Below are 17,305 nucleotides of genomic sequence, written 5' to 3' on the forward strand. Positions count from 1 at the left end.
TACCCCGAGTAGAACTTCATTCGGTCCGCGCGTTAAAGTCCGCACATGGACGTGAACGGAGCAGCAGCAATCATCTCGGGCGGTGCCAGCGGTCTCGGTGAGGCCACGGCCCGCGACCTCGCCGCGCAGGGTGCCCTCGTCGTCATCGCCGACCTCAACGAGGAGCGCGGCAAGTCACTGGCCGACGAACTCGGTGGCGTCTTCGTCAAGACCGACGTGTCGGACGAGAACCAGGTGCAGGCGGCTGTGGACGCGGCCGTGGCGACCGGCAGGCCGCTGCGTGTCGTGGTGAACAGCGCGGGCATCGGCTGGGCGAGCCGGACCGTGGGCCGTGACGGCTCGCCCCACGACCTGGCCTCGTACCGCAAGGTCATCGAGGTCAACCTGATCGGCACCTTCAACCTCATGCGCATCGGCGCCGCCGCGATCGCGAAGACCGAGCCGGTCGACGCGGACGGCCAGCGCGGTGTAGTGATCAACACCGCCTCGGTGGCGGCGCTGGAGGGACAGATCGGCCAGGTCGCCTACTCGGCGTCCAAGGGCGGCATCGTCGGTATGACCGTCCCCGCCGCGCGTGACCTCGCCGCGATCGGCGTGCGTGTCAACACCGTCTGCCCCGGCATCATCGACACCCCGATCTACGGTTTCTCGCCCAACGCCGACGAGTTCAAGGCCAAGCTGGTGGCTCCGGTGGTCTTCCCCAAGCGCATGGGGCTCGCCTCCGAGTTCGCGCACCTGGTCCGCTCGTTGATCGAGAACGACTACATGAACGCCGAGACGATCCGTTTCGACGGTGGTATCCGCTTCCAGCCCAAGTAGGAGTCATCCGGTGTCTGACGAGGTTCTGGTCGAAGTCGACGGCGGCGTGGCCGTCATCACGATCAACCGCCCCAAAGCCAGGAACGCGGTCAACGGCGCCGTGGCTCGGGGCCTCGCGGCCGCGATGGACGAGCTGGAGGAACGGAAGGACGTGGCGGCCTACGTCCTCACCGGCGCGGGCGGAACGTTCTGCTCGGGCATGGACCTGAAGGGGTTCCTGACCGGGGACTTCCCGGTCGTGGAGGGCAGGGGGTTCGGCGGTATCGCCGAGGCGCCGCCGAAGAAGCCGCTCGTCGCCGCCGTCGAGGGCTACGCCCTGGCCGGAGGCTGCGAGCTCGCGCTGGCCTGCGACATCATCATCGCCTCCGAGGAGGCGAAGTTCGGGCTCCCCGAGCCCAAGCGAGGGCTGGTCGCGGCGGCGGGCGGCGTGATGCGGCTGCCGCGGCGCATCCCCTACCACGTCGCGATGGAGATCGCCCTGACCGGCGACCACTTTCCCGCCTCCCGGCTGTACGAGCTCGGCCTGGTCAACCATGTCACGCCCGTGGGCGAGGCCCTGGCCACGGCCGTCGAACTCGCGAGCAGGATCGCCGCCAACGCCCCGCTCGCGCTCGCCGCGACCAAGCGCGTGATCGTGGAGTCGGCGGACTGGAGCCGTGACGAGATGTTCGCGAAGCAGGGAGAGATCATCAATCCGGTGTTCGCGTCCAAGGACGCGATGGAGGGGGCGGCGGCCTTCGCCGAGAAGCGCGCTCCCCGGTGGGCGGGCGAGTAGCGCCGGGATCGCCGGGATCGCCGGGATCGCCGGGATCGGCGGGAATCGAAGGAAAACCGTGTGCCGGGCGCGATCCGAGGGGCCGCGCCCGGCGCATTCACGGCCAGGAGTGCGTACGGTAAAGGTGTGGACAGGTGTGGCGAGGGCACTTGACATTCACGCCGACGCTCCAAAGGCCAGGAGAGTGCATGAACGACCACGCGACCGGAACGACCCCCACCGGCCGATCCTCCGGCGATCTTCTGAAGCGCAGGGCGGGAGATCTGGCCGCGGGCGCGCTGGGCGCCGCGATCGTCAACGTCATCCTGGTCGGTGTCATGTGGGTGGTCGAGATCGCCGACTACGTCCTGCCGGGGGAGTTCGACGTTTACGGCATCCGGGCCTGGAATCCCGACAGTCTGGGCGGCATTTTCCTCGCCCCCTTCCTGCACGCCGGATTCGGCCACCTGATGGCCAACTCGCTTCCCCTGCTGGTTCTCGGGTTCCTCGCCGCGCTGCGCGGGATCGCCCGTTTCCTGGGGGCCAGCCTGATCATCGTGCTGGTCAGCGGGCTTGGTGTCTGGTTCACCAGCTCGCCGTATGCGGTCACGGTCGGTGCGAGCGGCCTGGTCTTCGGGTATTTCGGTCTTGTCGTCGCCCGAGGGCTGTTCGACCGCCGGGCCCTCGACATCGTGATCGGTGTCGGTGTGGCGATCGCCTACTACTCGATCATCTGGGGCGTGCTTCCCGGCGAGGACGGCATTTCCTGGCAGGGGCACCTGTTCGGGCTGATCGGCGGCATCATCGCGGCCTGGGTGATGCGCCGCAGGCGCCCCAGGGCCGTCACTCCGGCCTACTGAGAGACACAGATCTTTCAAAGGCGCGTCGCGTCCGGCTTCGGGAGTCTCCCCGGAAAGTCGCCTCAGGAAAGCCGCATCTCCGTCTACCGAACCTCCAGGCATCGGGCCTGTCCCGGAGACGGGTTGTCGGCCGACTTCGAGGGCTTCGCCGAGAAAAGGGCGCTGTACGGGGCTGTGGGCGCTATGTGGCGCTTGGTAGCGCCTTGGTAATCACATTGGTCGGGCGGGGTGGTTCGTGGCCTCCGGGGGCGAATAAAGCCGCTCCGGGGGTCGTCCGCCGGCGGGGTGATGACCGTCCGGGGACATGACCGGCATCCGGGACGGCCGGACCCGGTGGCGGCGCGTTCTTTTCGGCCGCATTCCCGGGGAGTTTTTTCCGTGAACGCACAACAGAAGATTCTGCTGTAATTCATCAGCTATGGAAGCATCGGTTGATTTAAGTGACAATGTGACAAAATTTCATGTGTGAACCTGCCTGGCCGCGTGCCCGTACATGTTCCAGGGCCATCACAGCCGGGCGCGACCCTCGAAAGGTGGCCGCGGGTGAACCTGGGATCCCTGGAACGCGCGATCATGGACGTGCTGTGGGGCTGCAAGCAACCGATGCTGGTTCGCCAGGTGCAGGACATGCTGAACCAGAACGCCGAACGGAGCCTGGCCTACACCACGGTGCAGACCGTCGCCGAGCGTCTCGTCAGGAAGGGCCTGCTGGAAAGGGCCCCCGTGCGCAACGCCTTTCGCTACACCGCGAGCCGCTCACGGGACGAACACGTGGCGGGGCTGATGCTCGCGGCACTGGCGAACAGTCCCGATCGGGCTCCCGTACTCTCGCGGTTCGCGGAGGGGGTGGACCCGGACGACGCCCTGCGCCTGCTGCACGAGCTGGCGCGGCTCGCGGGGGAGCGGGCCCACGCCGCGGCGGCGGGCGGGACCCCGAGCACGCTGCCCTAGGCTCCCGTCCCGGGAGCCGGTGATCCGGCTTCCGGGACGGGAGAAGGGGAACGAGTCCTCGCGTACCGTCCTCGCCGGGTCGACGAGGACGGTGCCCCACCTCGGGGAAGCGGGGGACTACAGGCGCTCGACGACGTAGTCGACGCAGGTGGTCAGGGCCTCGACGTCCTCGGGGTCGATGGAGGGGAACATCGCGACGCGCAGCTGGTTGCGGCCGAGCTTGCGGTAGGGCTCGGTGTCGACGATGCCGTTGGCCCGCAGGACCTTCGCGATCGCGGAGGCGTCGACGTCGTCGGAGAAGTCGATCGTGCCCACCACGTTGGAGCGGAACTCGGGAGCCGCGAACGGGGTGGTGTAGGAGGTCTTCTCCGCCCAGGTGTACAGGCGCCGGGCCGAGTCGGCCGTGCGGGCGGTCGTCCAGGCGAGGCCGCCGTTGCCGTTCATCCACTCGATCTGCTCGGCGAGCAGGAAGAGGGTGGCGACCGACGGAGTGTTGTACGTCTGGTCCTTGGAGGAGTTGTCGATCGCCACCGGGAGGCTGAAGAACTCGGGGACGTAGCGCCCGCTGGAGGCGATCTCGTCGACCCTGGCCAGCGCGGCCGGGGACATCAGGGCGATCCAGAGGCCGCCGTCGGAGGCGAAGCTCTTCTGCGGCGCGAAGTAGTAGACGTCGAACTCGCTCGCCTCGACGGGCAGGCCGCCGGCGCCGGAGGTGGCGTCGACCAGCACGAGCGAGCCCTCCTCGCCCACGCGCCTGATCGGCATCGCGACGCCGGTCGAGGTCTCGTTGTGGGTGAGCGCGTAGACGTCGACGCCCTCCTCCAGGCGGGCCTCGGGGTGAGTGCCCACCTCCGACTTGATCACGGTCGGGTCGCCCAGCCACGGGGCCTTGGCCGCCACGGAGGCGAACTTCGAGGAGAACTCACCGAAGTGCAGGTGCTGGGACCTGTCACGGATCAGTCCGAAGGCGGCGATGTCCCAGAACGCGGTGGTGCCGCCGTTGCCCAGGACGACCTCGTACCCCGCGGGGAGGGAGAACAGCTCGGAAAGCCCCGCGCGAACGCGCCCGACCAGCGCCTTGACGGGCTTCTGGCGGTGAGAGGTGCCCAGGAGACTGGACCCGGAGGCCGCGAGAGCCGAGAGTTGCTCGGGGCGCACCTTCGAGGGCCCGCAGCCGAAACGGCCGTCGGCGGGCTTGATGTCAGAGGGAATCACGATGTCAGCCACCTGACCAGCCTACTGAGCCCGGGGATCGATCCAGGACGGGGTCCGGATTTCGAGACGAGCCGTTGAAGGGTTTTGGGCAGGGCGGGACGATCACGCGGGGTGTCGCGGGTTCTTCGGGGTCCCGGGCGCTCGACGGCGCTCGACACGTCCGGTGAGCTCCAAGGGCGCAGCCGGGTGCCGCGGGTTCCTCGGGGACCCGAAACCGGCAACGGCTGCCGCGCGAGACGTCGCGCGACAGCCGTACAGGAGGGGGAACTTCAGAAGGGGTGGATGACCTCGGCGGCTCCGGGGACGTCCTGGACCGAGCGCTGGGACGGACCCACGTAGTCGGCGCTGGGGCGGACGAGCCTGCCCGTGCGCTTCTGTTCCAGGATGTGGGCGGCCCAGCCCGCGGTGCGCGCGCAGGTGAACATCGAGGTGAACATCGAGGAGGGGACCTTGGCGAAGTCCAGGATGACCGCCGCCCAGTACTCGACGTTGGTGGCGAGCACCCGGTCGGGCTTGCGGGCGTGCAGCTCTTCCAGCGCGGCCTTCTCCAGCGCCGCGGCGACCTCGTAACGCGGTGCGTCGAGCTCCTTGGCGGTGCGGCGGAGCACGCGTGCCCGGGGGTCCTCGGCACGGTAGACGCGATGACCGAAGCCCATGAGGCGCTGCCCCTTGTCGAGCTCCGACTGCACGTACTTCCTGGCGTCGCCGAGCTGCTCGACGCCCTCGATCATGTGCAGCACGCGCGCGGGCGCACCGCCGTGGAGCGGGCCGGACATGGCGCCGACCGCACCGCTCAGCGCCGCGGCGACATCGGCTCCGGTGGAGGCGATCACCCTGGCGGTGAAGGTGGAGGCGTTCATGCCGTGCTCGGCGGCGGACGTCCAGTAGGCGTCGATGGCCTTGACGTGCTTGGGGTCGGGCTCGCCCTGCCAACGGATCATGAACCGCTCGACGATGCTCTCCCCCTTGTCGACCTCGCTCTGGGGGACCATCGGCTTCCCCAGGCCGCGCGCGGACTGCGCGACGAAGCTCAGGGCGTTCACGCTGGCGCGGGCCAGGTCGGCGCGGGCCTGTTCGTCGTCGATGTCGTGCAGCGGCCTGAAACCGTACGCGGGGGCCAGCATGGCCAGCGCGCTCTGCACGTCGACGCGGATGTCACCGGAGTGGACAGGAATGGGGAAGGGCTCCGCCGGGGCCAGGCCCGGCTGGAACTTGTTGTCGACAAGCAGGCCCCACACGTGTCCGAAAGAGACGCGACCGACCAACTCTTCGATGTCGACGCCCCGGTAGCGAAGGGCGCCCCCTTCTTTGTCCGGTTCCGCGATCTCCGTCTCGAAAGCCACCACGCCTTCGAGCCCGGGTTTGAAGTCGGACATTCTCGGCTGCCTCCCTTTCTTGAAGTCAAAGCCTTGATGTCGAGATACCGGCGGGTCATATTCAACCCCCTGGGCCGAGGCGGTGTGCCGCCGGACCCGCCGGAACGCGATCGCCCCAGGTGGGGGGCACCGCGCGGGCTTCCTGCTCGGCACGGGAGAATACCTTCCCGTGGATGCCACATCGCGACCGCCTTCGATGGCGGGCCTTCGCCGCACGTACCAGGGACTGCCCCTGATCGAGGCAGATCTCGCCCCCGACCCCTTCTCCCAGTTCGCCCTCTGGTTCGGCGACGCCGTGGACGCCGGGCTTCCCGAACCGAACGCGACCGTGCTCGCGACCGCCTCGGCGGGTGGGCGGCCGACGGCCAGGACGGTTCTGCTCAAGGGCTACGACGAGAACGGGTTCGTCTTCTACACTAACTACGAGTCGCGCAAGGGCAGGGACATGGCGGAGAACCCGCGTGCCGCCCTGCTGTTCCCCTGGCACTCCATCCGTCGCCAGGTGCGGGTGGAGGGATCGGTGGTACGGCTGCCGCGCGAGGAGTCGGCCATCTATTTCAGGTCCCGGCCCTACGGGTCGCGGATCGGCGCGTGGGCGTCGAGGCAGTCGGCGGTCGTGCACTCCAGGGACGAGCTGGACGCCCGTTACGAGGAGTTGGCGGAGCGCTGGCCCGAGGATCCGCCCGTCCCCGATTTCTGGGGCGGGCTGCGCGTGGTGCCGTCCGAGGTGGAGTTCTGGCAAGGTCGCACCGACCGCATGCATGACCGCCTCCGTTACCGGCGCTCCGGCGCCACCTGGGTCGTCGAACGTCTGGCCCCCTGAACACCCTCCCCGCTTTGTGCTGATATATCCATGTATGTCGGTTAGAGGGGTGTCGGGGTGGGGTTCAGGGACTTCGTTGGTAGGCATGCGGCTGATACGCGCCCGCTCGCCATACCCGCCTACCGGAGGCTCTGGGCCGGTCAGGGTGTGTCGTTCATCGGCTTCCAGCTCACCTCGGTGGCCGTCAGCGCCCAGATCTACGACATCACGAAGTCGTCCTTCTGGGTCGGCATGCTCGGTCCGGCCAACCTGATCCCCCTGATCGTCTTCGGACTCTGGGGAGGCGCGATCGCCGACGCGGTCGACCGGCGCAGACTCCTCATCGTCGGCGCGCTGATCGCCTGGTCGGGGACGCTCGCGCTCCTCGTCCAGGCCGCACTGGGCTCGACGAGCGTCGGCCTGCTGCTGGCCACCGTGGCCGTGCACGCCACCGGCTTCGCCATCACCGGGCCGACCAGAGGCGCGATCATCCCCAGGCTGGTCCCCGTCGACCTGATCCCCGCGGCCAACACCCTCAACTTCCTGGCGGGCGGCCTCGGCACGGTCATCGGGCCACTGCTCGGCGGGGCGGTGCTCGCGCGAAGCGGCTTCGCCGCCGCCTACCTGATCGACGCGCTGCTGTTCGGCGCCGGTTTCTACGCCGCGCTGAGGCTGCCGAGACTCGAACCGATCGGAGAGGTGACCCGCCCGGGTCTGCGGTCGGTCGTGGACGGTCTGCGCTACATCTCCGGACATCCGGTCGTGCTGATGTCGTTCGTCGTCGACCTCATCGCCATGGCGTTCGCGCTGCCCAGGGCGCTGTTCCCGGAGATCGTGGACGAGCGGTTCGGCGGCTCTCTGATCGCGTTCGGCTGGCTGTCGGCCAGTATCGCGATCGGCTCGGTGCTCGGCGGCCTGCTGTCGGGCTGGGTGGGCCGGGTCCAGCGCCAGGGACTGGCGCTCACGTACGTGATCGCCGCATGGGGGCTCACCGTCGCCGCGGCGGGGCTCGCCGACCGGTTGTGGTTGATGGTCGCCCTGCTCGCGTTCGGCGGGGCCGCCGACCTGGTCTCCGCGGTGTGGCGGCAGACGATCCTGCAGACCCACGCGCCCGACGACATGCGCGGGAGGATGCAGGGGGTGTTCCTGGTGGTGGTCGCGGGAGGTCCCCGGCTGGGCGATCTGCGGGCCGGCGGCACCGCCTCGTGGTTCGGCGCCACGTGGGCGTGGGTGGGCGGCGGGATCGCCTGCGCGGTGGCCGTGCTCGCGGTGGGGCTGGCCGTCCCGGCCTTCAGAAAATATCGCCCGCTCGCGCGCAGTGTTTGAGCAGCTAGGGAAGGATTTGGCGTCCTCGGGCGTTGCCCTTCTTTGTCATCGTGGGCTGTTCTCCCAATAGGGTCGTCTTCTCAGACTTCCGAGGTCCCGCGCCGCCCTCCCGGGAACACCGCGCGATGGACGTAGCATCGAGAGAGGACGGGAGGAACCTTGACCGCACACGGCCTGATCGACACGACGGAGATGTACCTTCGTACGATCTTCGAGCTGGAGGAGGAGGGCATCGTCCCCCTGCGCGCGCGTATCGCCGAGCGTCTCCAGCAGAGCGGTCCCACCGTCAGCCAGACGGTCGCCCGGATGGAGCGCGACGGCCTGGTTCGCGTCGAGGGCGACCGCCATCTGACCATGACCGATCTGGGACGCACCCTCGCGACCCGTGTCATGCGCAAACACCGCCTCGCGGAATGCCTGCTCACCCAGGTGATCGGTCTGCCCTGGGAAGAGGTGCACATCGAGGCGTGCCGCTGGGAGCACGTCATGTCCGAATCCGTGGAGGCCAGGCTCATCAGCCTGCTCAACAATCCCACGGAGGACCCGCACGGCAATCCGATCCCGGGCCTTGAGGAGCTCGGTGTCGTCGGCCATCCCGGGGGGAGGCTGGAGTCGCTGCCGTCGATGGCCGCGATGGCCGGACCCAGAGATATACCCGTTGTCGTGCGGCGAATTAGCGAACAAGTGCAAAGCGATCCGGCTGTGATGCTTAAACTCAAGCAAGTCGGGATACAACCCGGACGCGAGGTGACGCTCGCGGCGAGCGACGACGGTGTGCGGGTGACAGGTGACGACGAGGCGGACAATTTTCTTGCGGATCTCCCGCGAGAGATTGCCGCGCACGTTTTCGTCTCCACACGCTGACCGAGGCCCCCTAGCTCGGTTGGATCCCGTTCGGGAGTCCCTCCGCTCCCAGGCCGAGACTGCAGGAGCAACCGTGGTTCGCTTTGCACACACCCGCCCACGAGGGGCGGTCACCGGATGAAGCGGTGGGGGGATGTTTCCCAGGACGCCGCTGATCACCTCACGGCCGGCTCCGTCCTGGATCTCGCCGAGATGGCGGTGGTGGTCACCGACAGGTTCAGCAACCTTCTCTACTGGAACCCGTTCGCGGAGAGGCTGTTCGGGCGCCCCGGCACCTCGGGGCCCCGTGACCAGTCGCTCTCCCTGGGCATCATGGAGAAGGACCACCCGCTCGCCGTCGAGCTCTCCAAGCACGTCCTCAAGGGCGGCGTCTGGGAGGGCACGTTCGACGTCAGGCGCGGTGACGGGACGATCATCTACGTACGGGCACAGGCCGTGCCGCTGCGGCATCCCTCGGGAGCGGTGACGGGCATCGTCATCACCGCCCGCGAGGCGATGCGCAGCAACGAGCGGGAGAAGGACCGCTTCGGCCTGCTGGAGCGGATCGGCGAGCGCCTCGCCGGATCGCTCTACGTCGAGGAGACGCTCAAGCGCGTCGCGGAGATGCTCGTCCCGCAGTTCGCCGACCACTGCTTCATCGAGTTGGTGGAGGAGGGGCGGCTCACCCGGAGGGTCTCCACCCACGTCCAGGGCTGGAGCCCGCCGCCCAACACCTGGGCGCCGCTCGGGGCGGAGATCCACTACCCGGTGGGGCACTACGCCGAGATCGCGCTGCGCCGCCAGGAGACGATCCTCGTCGAGGACTTCTCCCAGACCAACTATCCCAGTCCGGGCGAGGCCAACACCCGCCTCGCCGCCGAGATCGGCATGACCTCGGCCATCGTCGCGCCGCTGTGCGTGCGCGGAGAGACCCTCGGGCTCATCTATCTGGGGCTGTCCAACCTGACCGACCGGCGCAGCCCGCACTACGACGCCTTCGACCGCGACTTCGTGGGGGCCATCGCCACCAGGGTCGCCCTCGCCGTCGACAACGCCCTGCTGTTCGAGGAGGAGCGGCACACCGCGGAGTCCTTCCAGAAGCACCTGCTGCCCCGCGCGCTGCCGCAGCTCGACGGGCTGGAGATCGCGGTCCGCTACTTCCCCGCCGCCCCCCTGGCCAGCCACGGGCAGGGCATCCAGACTCAGGTCGGCGGCGACTGGTACGACGTCATCCCGCTCTCGGCGGGCCGGGTCGGCATCGTCATCGGCGACGTCGAGGGCCGGGGCGCCAAGGCCGCGGCGGTGATGGGACAGCTGCGGGCGGCCCTGCGGGCGTTCGCCCAGGACGACAAGCCGCCCGCGGAGATCCTCGCCAGGCTCGACGAGTGGACGCGCATCATCGCGACCCCCGAGCAGGACGAGAGCGGCGCCGACATCAGCGTCCCGCCCATCGTCACCTGCCAGTACCTCGTGTACGACGCCTGGTCGCGGCAGCTGTCGTTCGCCAACGCCGGTCACGCCCCTCCGCTGCTGCTGATCGGCGACACCTGCACCGAGCTGGACATCCGCGAGGTCGGCCAGCCGCTGGGAGTGCGGGCGAAGGGCATGCACGCCGACCTGGTCTACAAGGAGGAGACGCGGACGCTGCCCCCCGGGGCCTCGTTGCTCCTCTACACCGACGGGCTCGTCGACCGCCGCCCCATCCGCGACGCCGACGGCAGGCCGCCCAACGTCGAGGAGGCGCTGGCGCAGCTCTGCGGCAAGCTCATCAAGATCAGTGACGCCTCCGTCGAGGAGATCGCCGACGCCGCCACCGTCGCGGTGCCCGGTGAGATCGACGACGACATGGCCATCCTCGTACTCAGGTCCGCCTCCGAGGACCTGGCCGTCGAGGAGCGCACCTTCCCCGCTCAGCCGATCATGGTCGGGGAGGCGCGCCGGATGGCCTCGGAGGCGTTCATCGGCTGGAACGTCCCCGAGGAGCGCGCCGAGCTCGCCTGCCTGCTCGTCTCCGAGGTCGTCACCAACGTCGTGCTGCACGCCGCCACCGCCAGCATCCCGCGCAGGGAGCTGACGATGGACGGCCCCCCACTGCCGTTCGACGAGTCCTGGGACGTTCCCGGCTTCGAAGACGAGATCGTCAACGAGAAGGAGTTCACGCTCAGGATCCGCCGGGGCAGGGAGTCCGTCTGGGTCGAGGTCTTCGACCAGGATCTTCGGCTGCCACGCATCCGCAGCGCGGGGGAGAACGACGAGGGCGGGCGAGGTCTCTACCTCGTCGACCAGCTCGCCAGGCGCTGGGGCTCCCGTCCCACCAAGGAGGGCAAGGCCGTCTGGTTCGAGATCCCCACCAGGTCGCGCTGAGCCGCAGGCGGCACGACTGGCACCCGCTCCCGATCGATGGTTGACTCGGGGGCATGGAGCTGGCGTTCGAACGGCGCGGGACAGGTCCTCCCCTCGTCCTGCTGCACGGCATCGGGCATCACTGGCAGGCATGGTTGCCGGTGCTCGACAGACTCGCCGCCGAACGTGACGTGATCGCGGTCGACTTTCCCGGTTTCGGCATCTCGCCGCCGCTGCCGCCCGGCACGCCGTACACGGCGGAAAGCCTGGCGGACGCGATCGAGTCCTTCTTCGATGTGCTCGGCCTGCGCGACCCTCATGTGGCGGGTAGTTCCCTGGGGGGTTACGTCGCTCTCGAACTCGCCTCGCGCGGGGTGGTCCGTTCGGCCACCGCGCTCTCCCCGGCCGGATTCTGGAACCGCAGCGAGCTCATGTACGCGCGAGCCGTCCTCCGCGCCGGCAGGGCCTCGGTTCGCCACCTTTCTCCGCAGCGAGCCGCCCTCGTGGAAGATCCGCTGGGACGCCTTCTCTGCGCCGGTGTGCTGGTCGCCCATCCCCGAAGGGTCTCGTCCGAGGCGCTGCTCGCCGGGTTCCAGGCACTGGGGGACGCCTCCGGTTTCGACGAGACCCTCGCCTCGTTCGCGGGGCTGATGCCTCCCGCGCCGCCGAAGGCGCCGGTCACGATCGCCTGGGGCGAGCGCGACCGGCTGCTTCCGCGCCGGCAGGCCATCCGCGCGGCCAGATGGTCGGGGCAGCGGGTGAAGCTGCTCAAGGGGTGCGGACACCTGCCGATGACCGACGACCCCGAGCTGGTCGCGAGCGTGCTGCTGGAGGGCTCCCGGTAGGCGGGGCTTTTTCGCGGATTCACGGCTCGGGAGGGCGTCGTCTGGGACCGGAGGGAGGGGTCAGCGGACGGTCTGTCCCCAGATGGCGAGCATCGCGATGACGAACACGGCCATGACGCCGATGTACGCGACCGGGCCGAGCCGGAAGGCACGCCGCACCCGGTTCAGGCCCCAGGCGAACAGGAACGCCAGGAAGATCAGCAGAATCAGTCCGCTGTCCATCGTCACCACCTCGGGGGAGTCTCCATTGACCAGTATGCGGCGCCGAAGCCGTCTTCGCGGTTGGTAAACGCAATCCCCGACCCATGGGATCGTTACCTTTCGTGAACAGGACCTCGAAGGCAACGCGTGCCCTGCTGGTGGCAGCCCTGGCCGCAGCCCTTTCCGCGTGTTCCGGTGGGAGCGGAGCCTCCGGCGCGCCGGCGACCGCCACCGTTACCGTGACCGCCTCGGTCACTCCGTCTCCCGTGGCCTCCGCCACGCTCTCCCCTTCCCCCACGCCGACCCCGGCCGCCTCCGCGTCGACGGAGCCCGACGATCCCGTCACGGCGTCGCCGTCCGTGAGCGTTCCCGGGGGCCGGGACGTCGACGCCACGATAAGAGGGAAGATCGCCCTGCGCGGGGTGGACGGGATCACCGTGACCGCGGAGAGCGACCGGGAGGTGAAGGCCCTCCTGCTGCCGTTCACGGTCGTGCGCGACGCGCGGGGGCTGGTCTGCAGGGAGGGGCAGGCCCCGTACAGCTGCTCGATGGAGCAGTTGCAGGCGGCGATCAAGAAGAGGGGCGCGCTGTTCGCCAAGGTGACGATCAAGGACGGGGTGGCCACCCAGGTCGAGGACATCACCGAGGGGTGAGGGCCTCGGCCGGTCACAGGGAGCCGCCGCCCCGCGAGGGCGTGGACGGCGGCTCTTCGCGGGACGTCCCGGGCCTCTCAGGAGCCGGGCGTCCTCGGGCCGGAGTCCTATGAGCGGAAGGAACCGGTCCTGGAGCGTCTTCCCGTTCCGGGCCCTACCTTCCCGGCTGAAGCCGGGGATCCGCGCCCGGCGTCCCCGATCGGGCTCCGAGGCCGGTCTCAGAAGCCGAAGGAGCGACCGATGATCTCCTTCATGATCTCGGTGGTGCCGCCGTAGATGGTCTGGACGCGGCTGTCCATCCAGGCCTTGGCGACGGGGTACTCCATCATGTAGCCGTAGCCGCCGTGCAGCTGGAGGCAGCGGTCGATGACCTTGGTCTGCAGCTCCGTGGTCCACCACTTCGCCTTGGCGGCGTCCACGGCGGTGAGTTCCCCCGCGTTGAGGGCGAGGATGCACCTGTCCACATAGAGGCGGGCGATGTCCACCTCGGTGTCCAGCTCGGCCAGCACGAAACGGGTGTTCTGGAAGCCGCCGATGCTCCGGCCGAAGGCCGTCCGGTTCTTGCAGTACTCGATCGTCGTCCGCAGGACCGTCTCCGCCGCCGCCACCGCCATCACCGCGATCGAGAGGCGTTCCTGCGGCAGGTTGGCCATGAGCTGGAAGAAGCCCTGCCCTTCCTGCGGGCCCAGCAGGTTGGCCGCGGGGACCCGGACGTTGTCGAAGAACAGCTCCGCCGTGTCCTGGGCGTGCATGCCGATCTTCTCCAGGTTGCGGCCCCTGCTGAAGCCCTCCATGCCCCGCTCGACGACGAGCAGGGAGATGCCCCGCGCGCCCGCGTCCGGGTCGGTCTTCGCCACGACGACGACCAGGTCCGAGTTGATGCCGTTGGTGATGAAGGTCTTCTGGCCGTTGACCACGTAGTGGTCGCCGTCGCGTACGGCGGTCGTCCTGATGCCCTGCAGGTCGCTGCCCGCGCCGGGCTCGCTCATCGCGACCGCCGTGATCAGCTCGCCGGAGGCGAACCCGGGCAGCCAGCGGGCCTTCTGCTCGTCGTTGGTGAGGTCCACGAAGTACGGGGCCATCACGTCGTTGTGCAGCGAGTAGCCCAGGCCGGTCGCGCCGATCGCCATCACCTCCTCGACGATCACGGCGTTGTAGCGGAAGTCCGTGATTCCCGCACCGCCGAACTCCTCGGGCACCCCGAAGCCGAACATCCCGATCTCTCCGGCCCTCTTCCACACCTCGCGAGGGACGATGCCGTCCTTCTCCCACTGATCGTGGTGGGGCGCGACCTCGCGGGCCAGGAACTCGCGCACGGTCTCTCGGAAGAGCCGGTGCTCCTCCTCGAAGAGGTCTCGCTGCATGGTGTGCCTCCTTGGGACTCGTGACGACTCGCGACGGCTCGTGATACAGAATACAATTCTGTTACTAGCAGGTACAGCCGATATCGCGCTGTTAGCGTGGCTTGCTGTGGTATGTAGAGGTATATCCAGATCACAAGTACGCCACGGTCTTCGAATCCACCCACGATCTCGCTGCGCCGAAGATGGTTCAAACCGTACGATCTACCCTCGGTGTGCTATGGGTATGCCTGTTGACGGCAGCCTTCGTGATCGGAGTATGTGGTGGTTCGGTGGCGATCTGGGCTCCGTAGGTCCCTCGCGGTTTCGGCCCTGTGCCTTTTCGGTGGTGCGCTCGTCGCGCTGCCATCCGGCGCGTCCGGCGCGTCCGGCTCCGGCATTGCCGAACTCGTGGTCGACTACAGCTGCACCGGGGGGATCGCCCTGGGAGGCAGCACGGTGAACCTCCGGACCAAGGTGTCGATCCCCACGACGCTCACCGTCGGGGAGCCGCTCAACATCGGCTGGGACCTCAACTACAAGAACGGCGACCCGGCCAGGTTCGGCTCGCCGGACTACTTCGGCCCCGGAGGCAAGGTCCTGGTCACCGGGAACGTGCAGATGTCCGGGAGCTGGATCGGCGTCCTGCAGCCGAAGGGTGTCGTCGACCAGCCGGGCAAGCTGCAGCCGGGCAGCATCCTGAAGCTCCCCGAGGGGATCTCCGACGCCGCCCACACCGACCGGCCGGGCACGCTCAAGGTCTCTCCCCGGAAGCTGTTCGTGGACTTCATGCCCCCGGCCGGCGAGGTCATGGTCAACAACGACGACCCCCGGGTGAAGTATCACGCGGCGGGCGACTGGTACGAGCTGAACGACGAGGCGCTCAGCATCGGCGACTACGGCCGCGACCTGCACCGCACCGACAAGGTGAACTCCTTCGCCACCTTCACGTTCACCGGCACCGGAATCGAGTACGTCGCCCGGCGCAGCATCGAGGCGGGAGAGGTCGGCTTCAAGATCGACGGCCAGGACGCCACGCCGGCCTTCATCGACGCCTCGAAGGACGCCGACGGCACGCCGACGAACGCCGCGCACCGGGGCGGGCTCACGCTGTGGAGGTTCAACGGCCTCAAGTACGGCGAGCACACCATCCAGGTCACGAACCGGGAGGCCGGAAAGTTCGCGCAGGTCGACGCCTTCCGGGTGATCACGAGGGAGTTGCAGAACCCGCCGGCCGACTACCGGGCCACGTGCTCGCTCGTCAGCGCGCCGGTCTCGGTGGACGTCACGATCTCCGAGCGGGGCGTGTCCCCCTCGCCCAGCGTGACGGGCTCCCCGGACCCCAGCGTCACCCCCAGCACTACGCCCACGGGCAGCCCCACGGCCACTCCGACGAGCACCCCGACGGGCACGGCCACCCCCACCCCGACGAACACCCAGACCGGGGCCGGCAACCAGACGCCCGGGCCGAACAGCACCACCAGGAGCACCACCACCTCGACGCCCAAGCCGACCCTCACCGTGACCGCCACCGTCACCCCCACCAGGGCCACCCCCACCGCGCCGCAGGTGATCATCACGCCCAGCGGCGGGGCGCAGACGGGTGAGGCTCCCGAGGGTGGCTCCGGGCTGGGGCTGCTCAGCGCGGGCACGGCGATGGTGACGGGAAGCGCGCTGGGCGGTGTGGCCTTGATGAGGCGGCGGGCGGCACACGCGCGTGGCCAGAGGGACAGCTGAAGGAGACGCCGGATGTATCAAGGACCTGGTCAGGGCGGTCCCGACCCCTATCACGGCACCGGCCCCGCTCCCAAGCCCAAGGGGAGCATGCTGATGGCCGGGCTCCTCGTGGCGGGATCGCTCGGCGGGGTGGCCGCGATCATGGCGGGGCTGCTCGCCTACCTGCCCCCCGCGGTGGAGGACGCGCCGTACGGGCCGCCCGTGCCGCAGGCGGCGGACAGCAACATCCAGATCCAGGAGGTCCCGGCCGCCGGCCAGCAGCCGGTGGGAGTGGTGCCCTCCTCGGTGGGACCGGGCGGGCTGGACGCCCCGCTCACGGCCGCCGCGCCCACGGCGGCGCCGCCACTGCCGGTGACCATGCCTCCGGAGCCGCTGAAGAGCGACGGCGTGCAGCCCCGGCGGATCGCCATCCCGAAGATCGGCGTGCTCGCCCCGCTGATGGCGCTCGGCGTCGACTCCAAACGGGAGATCCAGACGCCTCCGCTGAGCAGGCCCAACCAGGCGGGCTGGTACAAGCACGGCCCGATCCCCGGGCAGCAGGGGCCCTCGGTGGTCCTCGGGCACGTGAACACCAAGAAGGGCGCCGCCGTCTTCAGCCGGTTGAAGGAGATCAGCCGAGGGGACAAGATCAAGGTCTCCCGGTCCGACGGAAGTCTCGCGGAGTTCACGGTCGACGGTGTGGAACAGGTCAGCAAGACGGCCTTCCCGTCCAAGCGGGTCTACGGCAACACCGGTGAGGCGACGCTGCGGCTGATCACCTGCGGCGGTGTCTACAACCGCGCGACCGGCCACTACACCGACAACATCATCGTCTACGCGACCCTGTCGAAGACCCGGCGCGCCTGAGTCCACCGTGTCCGGCCCGCTGCCGGGTGCGGTGTCTCCCGGATCGGGTGCGATACGCCGCGAATTCGCGGGTCGCGACGTTCTCGCCGCTCGTTAGCCTCCTCGTCAATCCGGGTAGGAAGTTCTTCGATAAGAGGCATCCCCCCGAATGATCAGAAGGCGGGGGTGTGTCCAGGTGAGCATCGTGCGGGCCGGGGTCGTAGCCGTACTCATAGGGATGGCCGCTATTGGCGCGGTACAACACCCGAAGGGGCACGATCGATCCACGGGGTGGGGCGGCAAACGTTTCGCGCATTCGACGCCGAAGCACGCCGGGGGCTGGACGACCAAGAACTGGGGCAACGGCGGGCGGACGGCCGAACGTTCGAGGACGACCGTCGAACGCAAGGGAAAC

16 protein-coding genes are annotated in these 17,305 nt (G+C 69.0%); 12 read left to right on the forward strand and 4 right to left on the reverse strand.

Features of this window, described 5'->3' with window-relative positions; translation table 11 throughout:
- Positions 1 to 45 precede the first annotated feature (45 nt).
- From AB0B96_RS02630 to AB0B96_RS02645, 4 genes are all read left to right on the forward strand, one after another.
- Complete coding sequence (locus tag AB0B96_RS02630) at positions 46 to 819, forward strand: SDR family NAD(P)-dependent oxidoreductase (protein ID WP_350943205.1); 774 nt, start codon at positions 46 to 48, stop codon at positions 817 to 819.
- Between the two features lie 10 nt (positions 820 to 829).
- Positions 830 to 1,594: a crotonase/enoyl-CoA hydratase family protein gene (locus tag AB0B96_RS02635; protein WP_362895914.1), complete on the forward strand. Its 765-nt coding sequence runs from the start codon at positions 830 to 832 to the stop codon at positions 1,592 to 1,594.
- 188 nt (positions 1,595 to 1,782) lie between these two features.
- Complete coding sequence (locus AB0B96_RS02640) at positions 1,783 to 2,433, forward strand: rhomboid family intramembrane serine protease (RefSeq protein ID WP_362895915.1); 651 nt, start codon at positions 1,783 to 1,785, stop codon at positions 2,431 to 2,433.
- 543 nt (positions 2,434 to 2,976) lie between these two features.
- A complete protein-coding gene (locus tag AB0B96_RS02645) occupies positions 2,977 to 3,384 on the forward strand; it encodes a BlaI/MecI/CopY family transcriptional regulator (protein ID WP_362895917.1) in 408 nt (135 codons plus the stop codon).
- Positions 3,385 to 3,501: 117 nt separating this feature from the next.
- Here AB0B96_RS02645 and serC read toward each other — a convergent pair whose 3' ends face one another.
- Both serC and AB0B96_RS02655 read right to left on the reverse strand, forming a co-directional pair.
- Positions 3,502 to 4,611 carry a phosphoserine transaminase gene (serC, locus tag AB0B96_RS02650; RefSeq protein WP_350943209.1) on the reverse strand — a complete coding sequence of 370 codons (1,110 nt, stop codon included), beginning with the start codon at positions 4,609 to 4,611 and terminating at the stop codon, positions 3,502 to 3,504.
- Positions 4,612 to 4,868: 257 nt separating this feature from the next.
- Positions 4,869 to 5,975 (reverse strand): citrate synthase 2, encoded by a 1,107-nt coding sequence (locus AB0B96_RS02655; protein WP_362895919.1) that lies wholly within the window; start codon positions 5,973 to 5,975, stop codon positions 4,869 to 4,871.
- 169 nt (positions 5,976 to 6,144) lie between these two features.
- Between AB0B96_RS02655 and pdxH the strand changes: the two genes are divergently transcribed.
- The 5 genes from pdxH to AB0B96_RS02680 all read left to right on the forward strand — a co-directional run bounded on the left by pdxH (position 6,145) and on the right by AB0B96_RS02680 (position 12,134).
- Positions 6,145 to 6,798: a pyridoxamine 5'-phosphate oxidase gene (gene pdxH, locus AB0B96_RS02660; protein ID WP_350943212.1), complete on the forward strand. Its 654-nt coding sequence runs from the start codon at positions 6,145 to 6,147 to the stop codon at positions 6,796 to 6,798.
- Between the two features lie 57 nt (positions 6,799 to 6,855).
- Positions 6,856 to 8,103, forward strand: a complete 1,248-nt coding sequence (locus AB0B96_RS02665) for an MFS transporter (protein ID WP_362895922.1) — start codon at positions 6,856 to 6,858, stop codon at positions 8,101 to 8,103.
- Between the two features lie 159 nt (positions 8,104 to 8,262).
- Complete coding sequence (locus AB0B96_RS02670; protein ID WP_350943215.1) at positions 8,263 to 8,967, forward strand: metal-dependent transcriptional regulator; 705 nt, start codon at positions 8,263 to 8,265, stop codon at positions 8,965 to 8,967.
- 117 nt (positions 8,968 to 9,084) lie between these two features.
- Positions 9,085 to 11,310 carry a SpoIIE family protein phosphatase gene (locus tag AB0B96_RS02675; RefSeq protein ID WP_362895924.1) on the forward strand — a complete coding sequence of 742 codons (2,226 nt, stop codon included), beginning with the start codon at positions 9,085 to 9,087 and terminating at the stop codon, positions 11,308 to 11,310.
- 53 nt (positions 11,311 to 11,363) lie between these two features.
- Positions 11,364 to 12,134 (forward strand): alpha/beta fold hydrolase, encoded by a 771-nt coding sequence (locus tag AB0B96_RS02680; protein WP_350943218.1) that lies wholly within the window; start codon positions 11,364 to 11,366, stop codon positions 12,132 to 12,134.
- A 60-nt stretch (positions 12,135 to 12,194) separates the two neighbouring features.
- Here AB0B96_RS02680 and AB0B96_RS02685 read toward each other — a convergent pair whose 3' ends face one another.
- Positions 12,195 to 12,356, reverse strand: a complete 162-nt coding sequence (locus AB0B96_RS02685; protein ID WP_350943219.1) for a hypothetical protein — start codon at positions 12,354 to 12,356, stop codon at positions 12,195 to 12,197.
- A 101-nt stretch (positions 12,357 to 12,457) separates the two neighbouring features.
- Here AB0B96_RS02685 and AB0B96_RS02690 point away from each other — a divergent pair, with 101 nt between their 5' ends.
- Positions 12,458 to 12,988 carry a hypothetical protein gene (locus AB0B96_RS02690; protein WP_362895927.1) on the forward strand — a complete coding sequence of 177 codons (531 nt, stop codon included), beginning with the start codon at positions 12,458 to 12,460 and terminating at the stop codon, positions 12,986 to 12,988.
- Positions 12,989 to 13,206: 218 nt separating this feature from the next.
- On the opposite strand, the gene AB0B96_RS02695 is transcribed toward AB0B96_RS02690, so the two are convergent.
- Positions 13,207 to 14,352, reverse strand: coding sequence for an acyl-CoA dehydrogenase family protein (locus AB0B96_RS02695; RefSeq protein ID WP_362895929.1), 1,146 nt, complete (start codon positions 14,350 to 14,352; stop codon positions 13,207 to 13,209).
- 387 nt (positions 14,353 to 14,739) lie between these two features.
- Between AB0B96_RS02695 and AB0B96_RS02700 the strand changes: the two genes are divergently transcribed.
- Together AB0B96_RS02700 and AB0B96_RS02705 are read left to right on the forward strand one after the other, a co-directional pair.
- Positions 14,740 to 16,065 carry a hypothetical protein gene (locus tag AB0B96_RS02700; protein WP_362895931.1) on the forward strand — a complete coding sequence of 442 codons (1,326 nt, stop codon included), beginning with the start codon at positions 14,740 to 14,742 and terminating at the stop codon, positions 16,063 to 16,065.
- A gap of 12 nt (positions 16,066 to 16,077) precedes the next feature.
- Entirely contained in the window at positions 16,078 to 16,911 is an 834-nt protein-coding gene (locus AB0B96_RS02705) for a class F sortase (RefSeq protein WP_350943226.1), read from the forward strand.
- The last annotated feature ends 394 nt before the right edge of the window (positions 16,912 to 17,305 follow it).

It is taken from the genome of Streptosporangium sp. NPDC049046, from assembly GCF_040649155.1.
Classification (GTDB): Bacteria; Actinomycetota; Actinomycetes; order Streptosporangiales; family Streptosporangiaceae; genus Streptosporangium.

Bases quoted from the DNA above. Each gene is read 5' to 3' on its own strand.
- AB0B96_RS02655 (WP_362895919.1), bottom strand. From the start codon at position 5,975: ATGTCCGACTTCAAACCCGGGCTCGAAGGCGTGGTGGCTTTCGAGACG.
- AB0B96_RS02640 (WP_362895915.1), top strand. From the start codon at position 1,783: ATGAACGACCACGCGACCGGAACGACCCCCACCGGCCGATCCTCCGGC.
- AB0B96_RS02630 (WP_350943205.1), top strand. From the start codon at position 46: ATGGACGTGAACGGAGCAGCAGCAATCATCTCGGGCGGTGCCAGCGGT.
- AB0B96_RS02705 (WP_350943226.1), top strand. From the start codon at position 16,078: ATGTATCAAGGACCTGGTCAGGGCGGTCCCGACCCCTATCACGGCACC.
- AB0B96_RS02675 (WP_362895924.1), top strand. From the start codon at position 9,085: ATGAAGCGGTGGGGGGATGTTTCCCAGGACGCCGCTGATCACCTCACG.
- AB0B96_RS02680 (WP_350943218.1), top strand. From the start codon at position 11,364: ATGGAGCTGGCGTTCGAACGGCGCGGGACAGGTCCTCCCCTCGTCCTG.
- AB0B96_RS02685 (WP_350943219.1), bottom strand. From the start codon at position 12,356: ATGGACAGCGGACTGATTCTGCTGATCTTCCTGGCGTTCCTGTTCGCC.
- AB0B96_RS02695 (WP_362895929.1), bottom strand. From the start codon at position 14,352: ATGCAGCGAGACCTCTTCGAGGAGGAGCACCGGCTCTTCCGAGAGACC.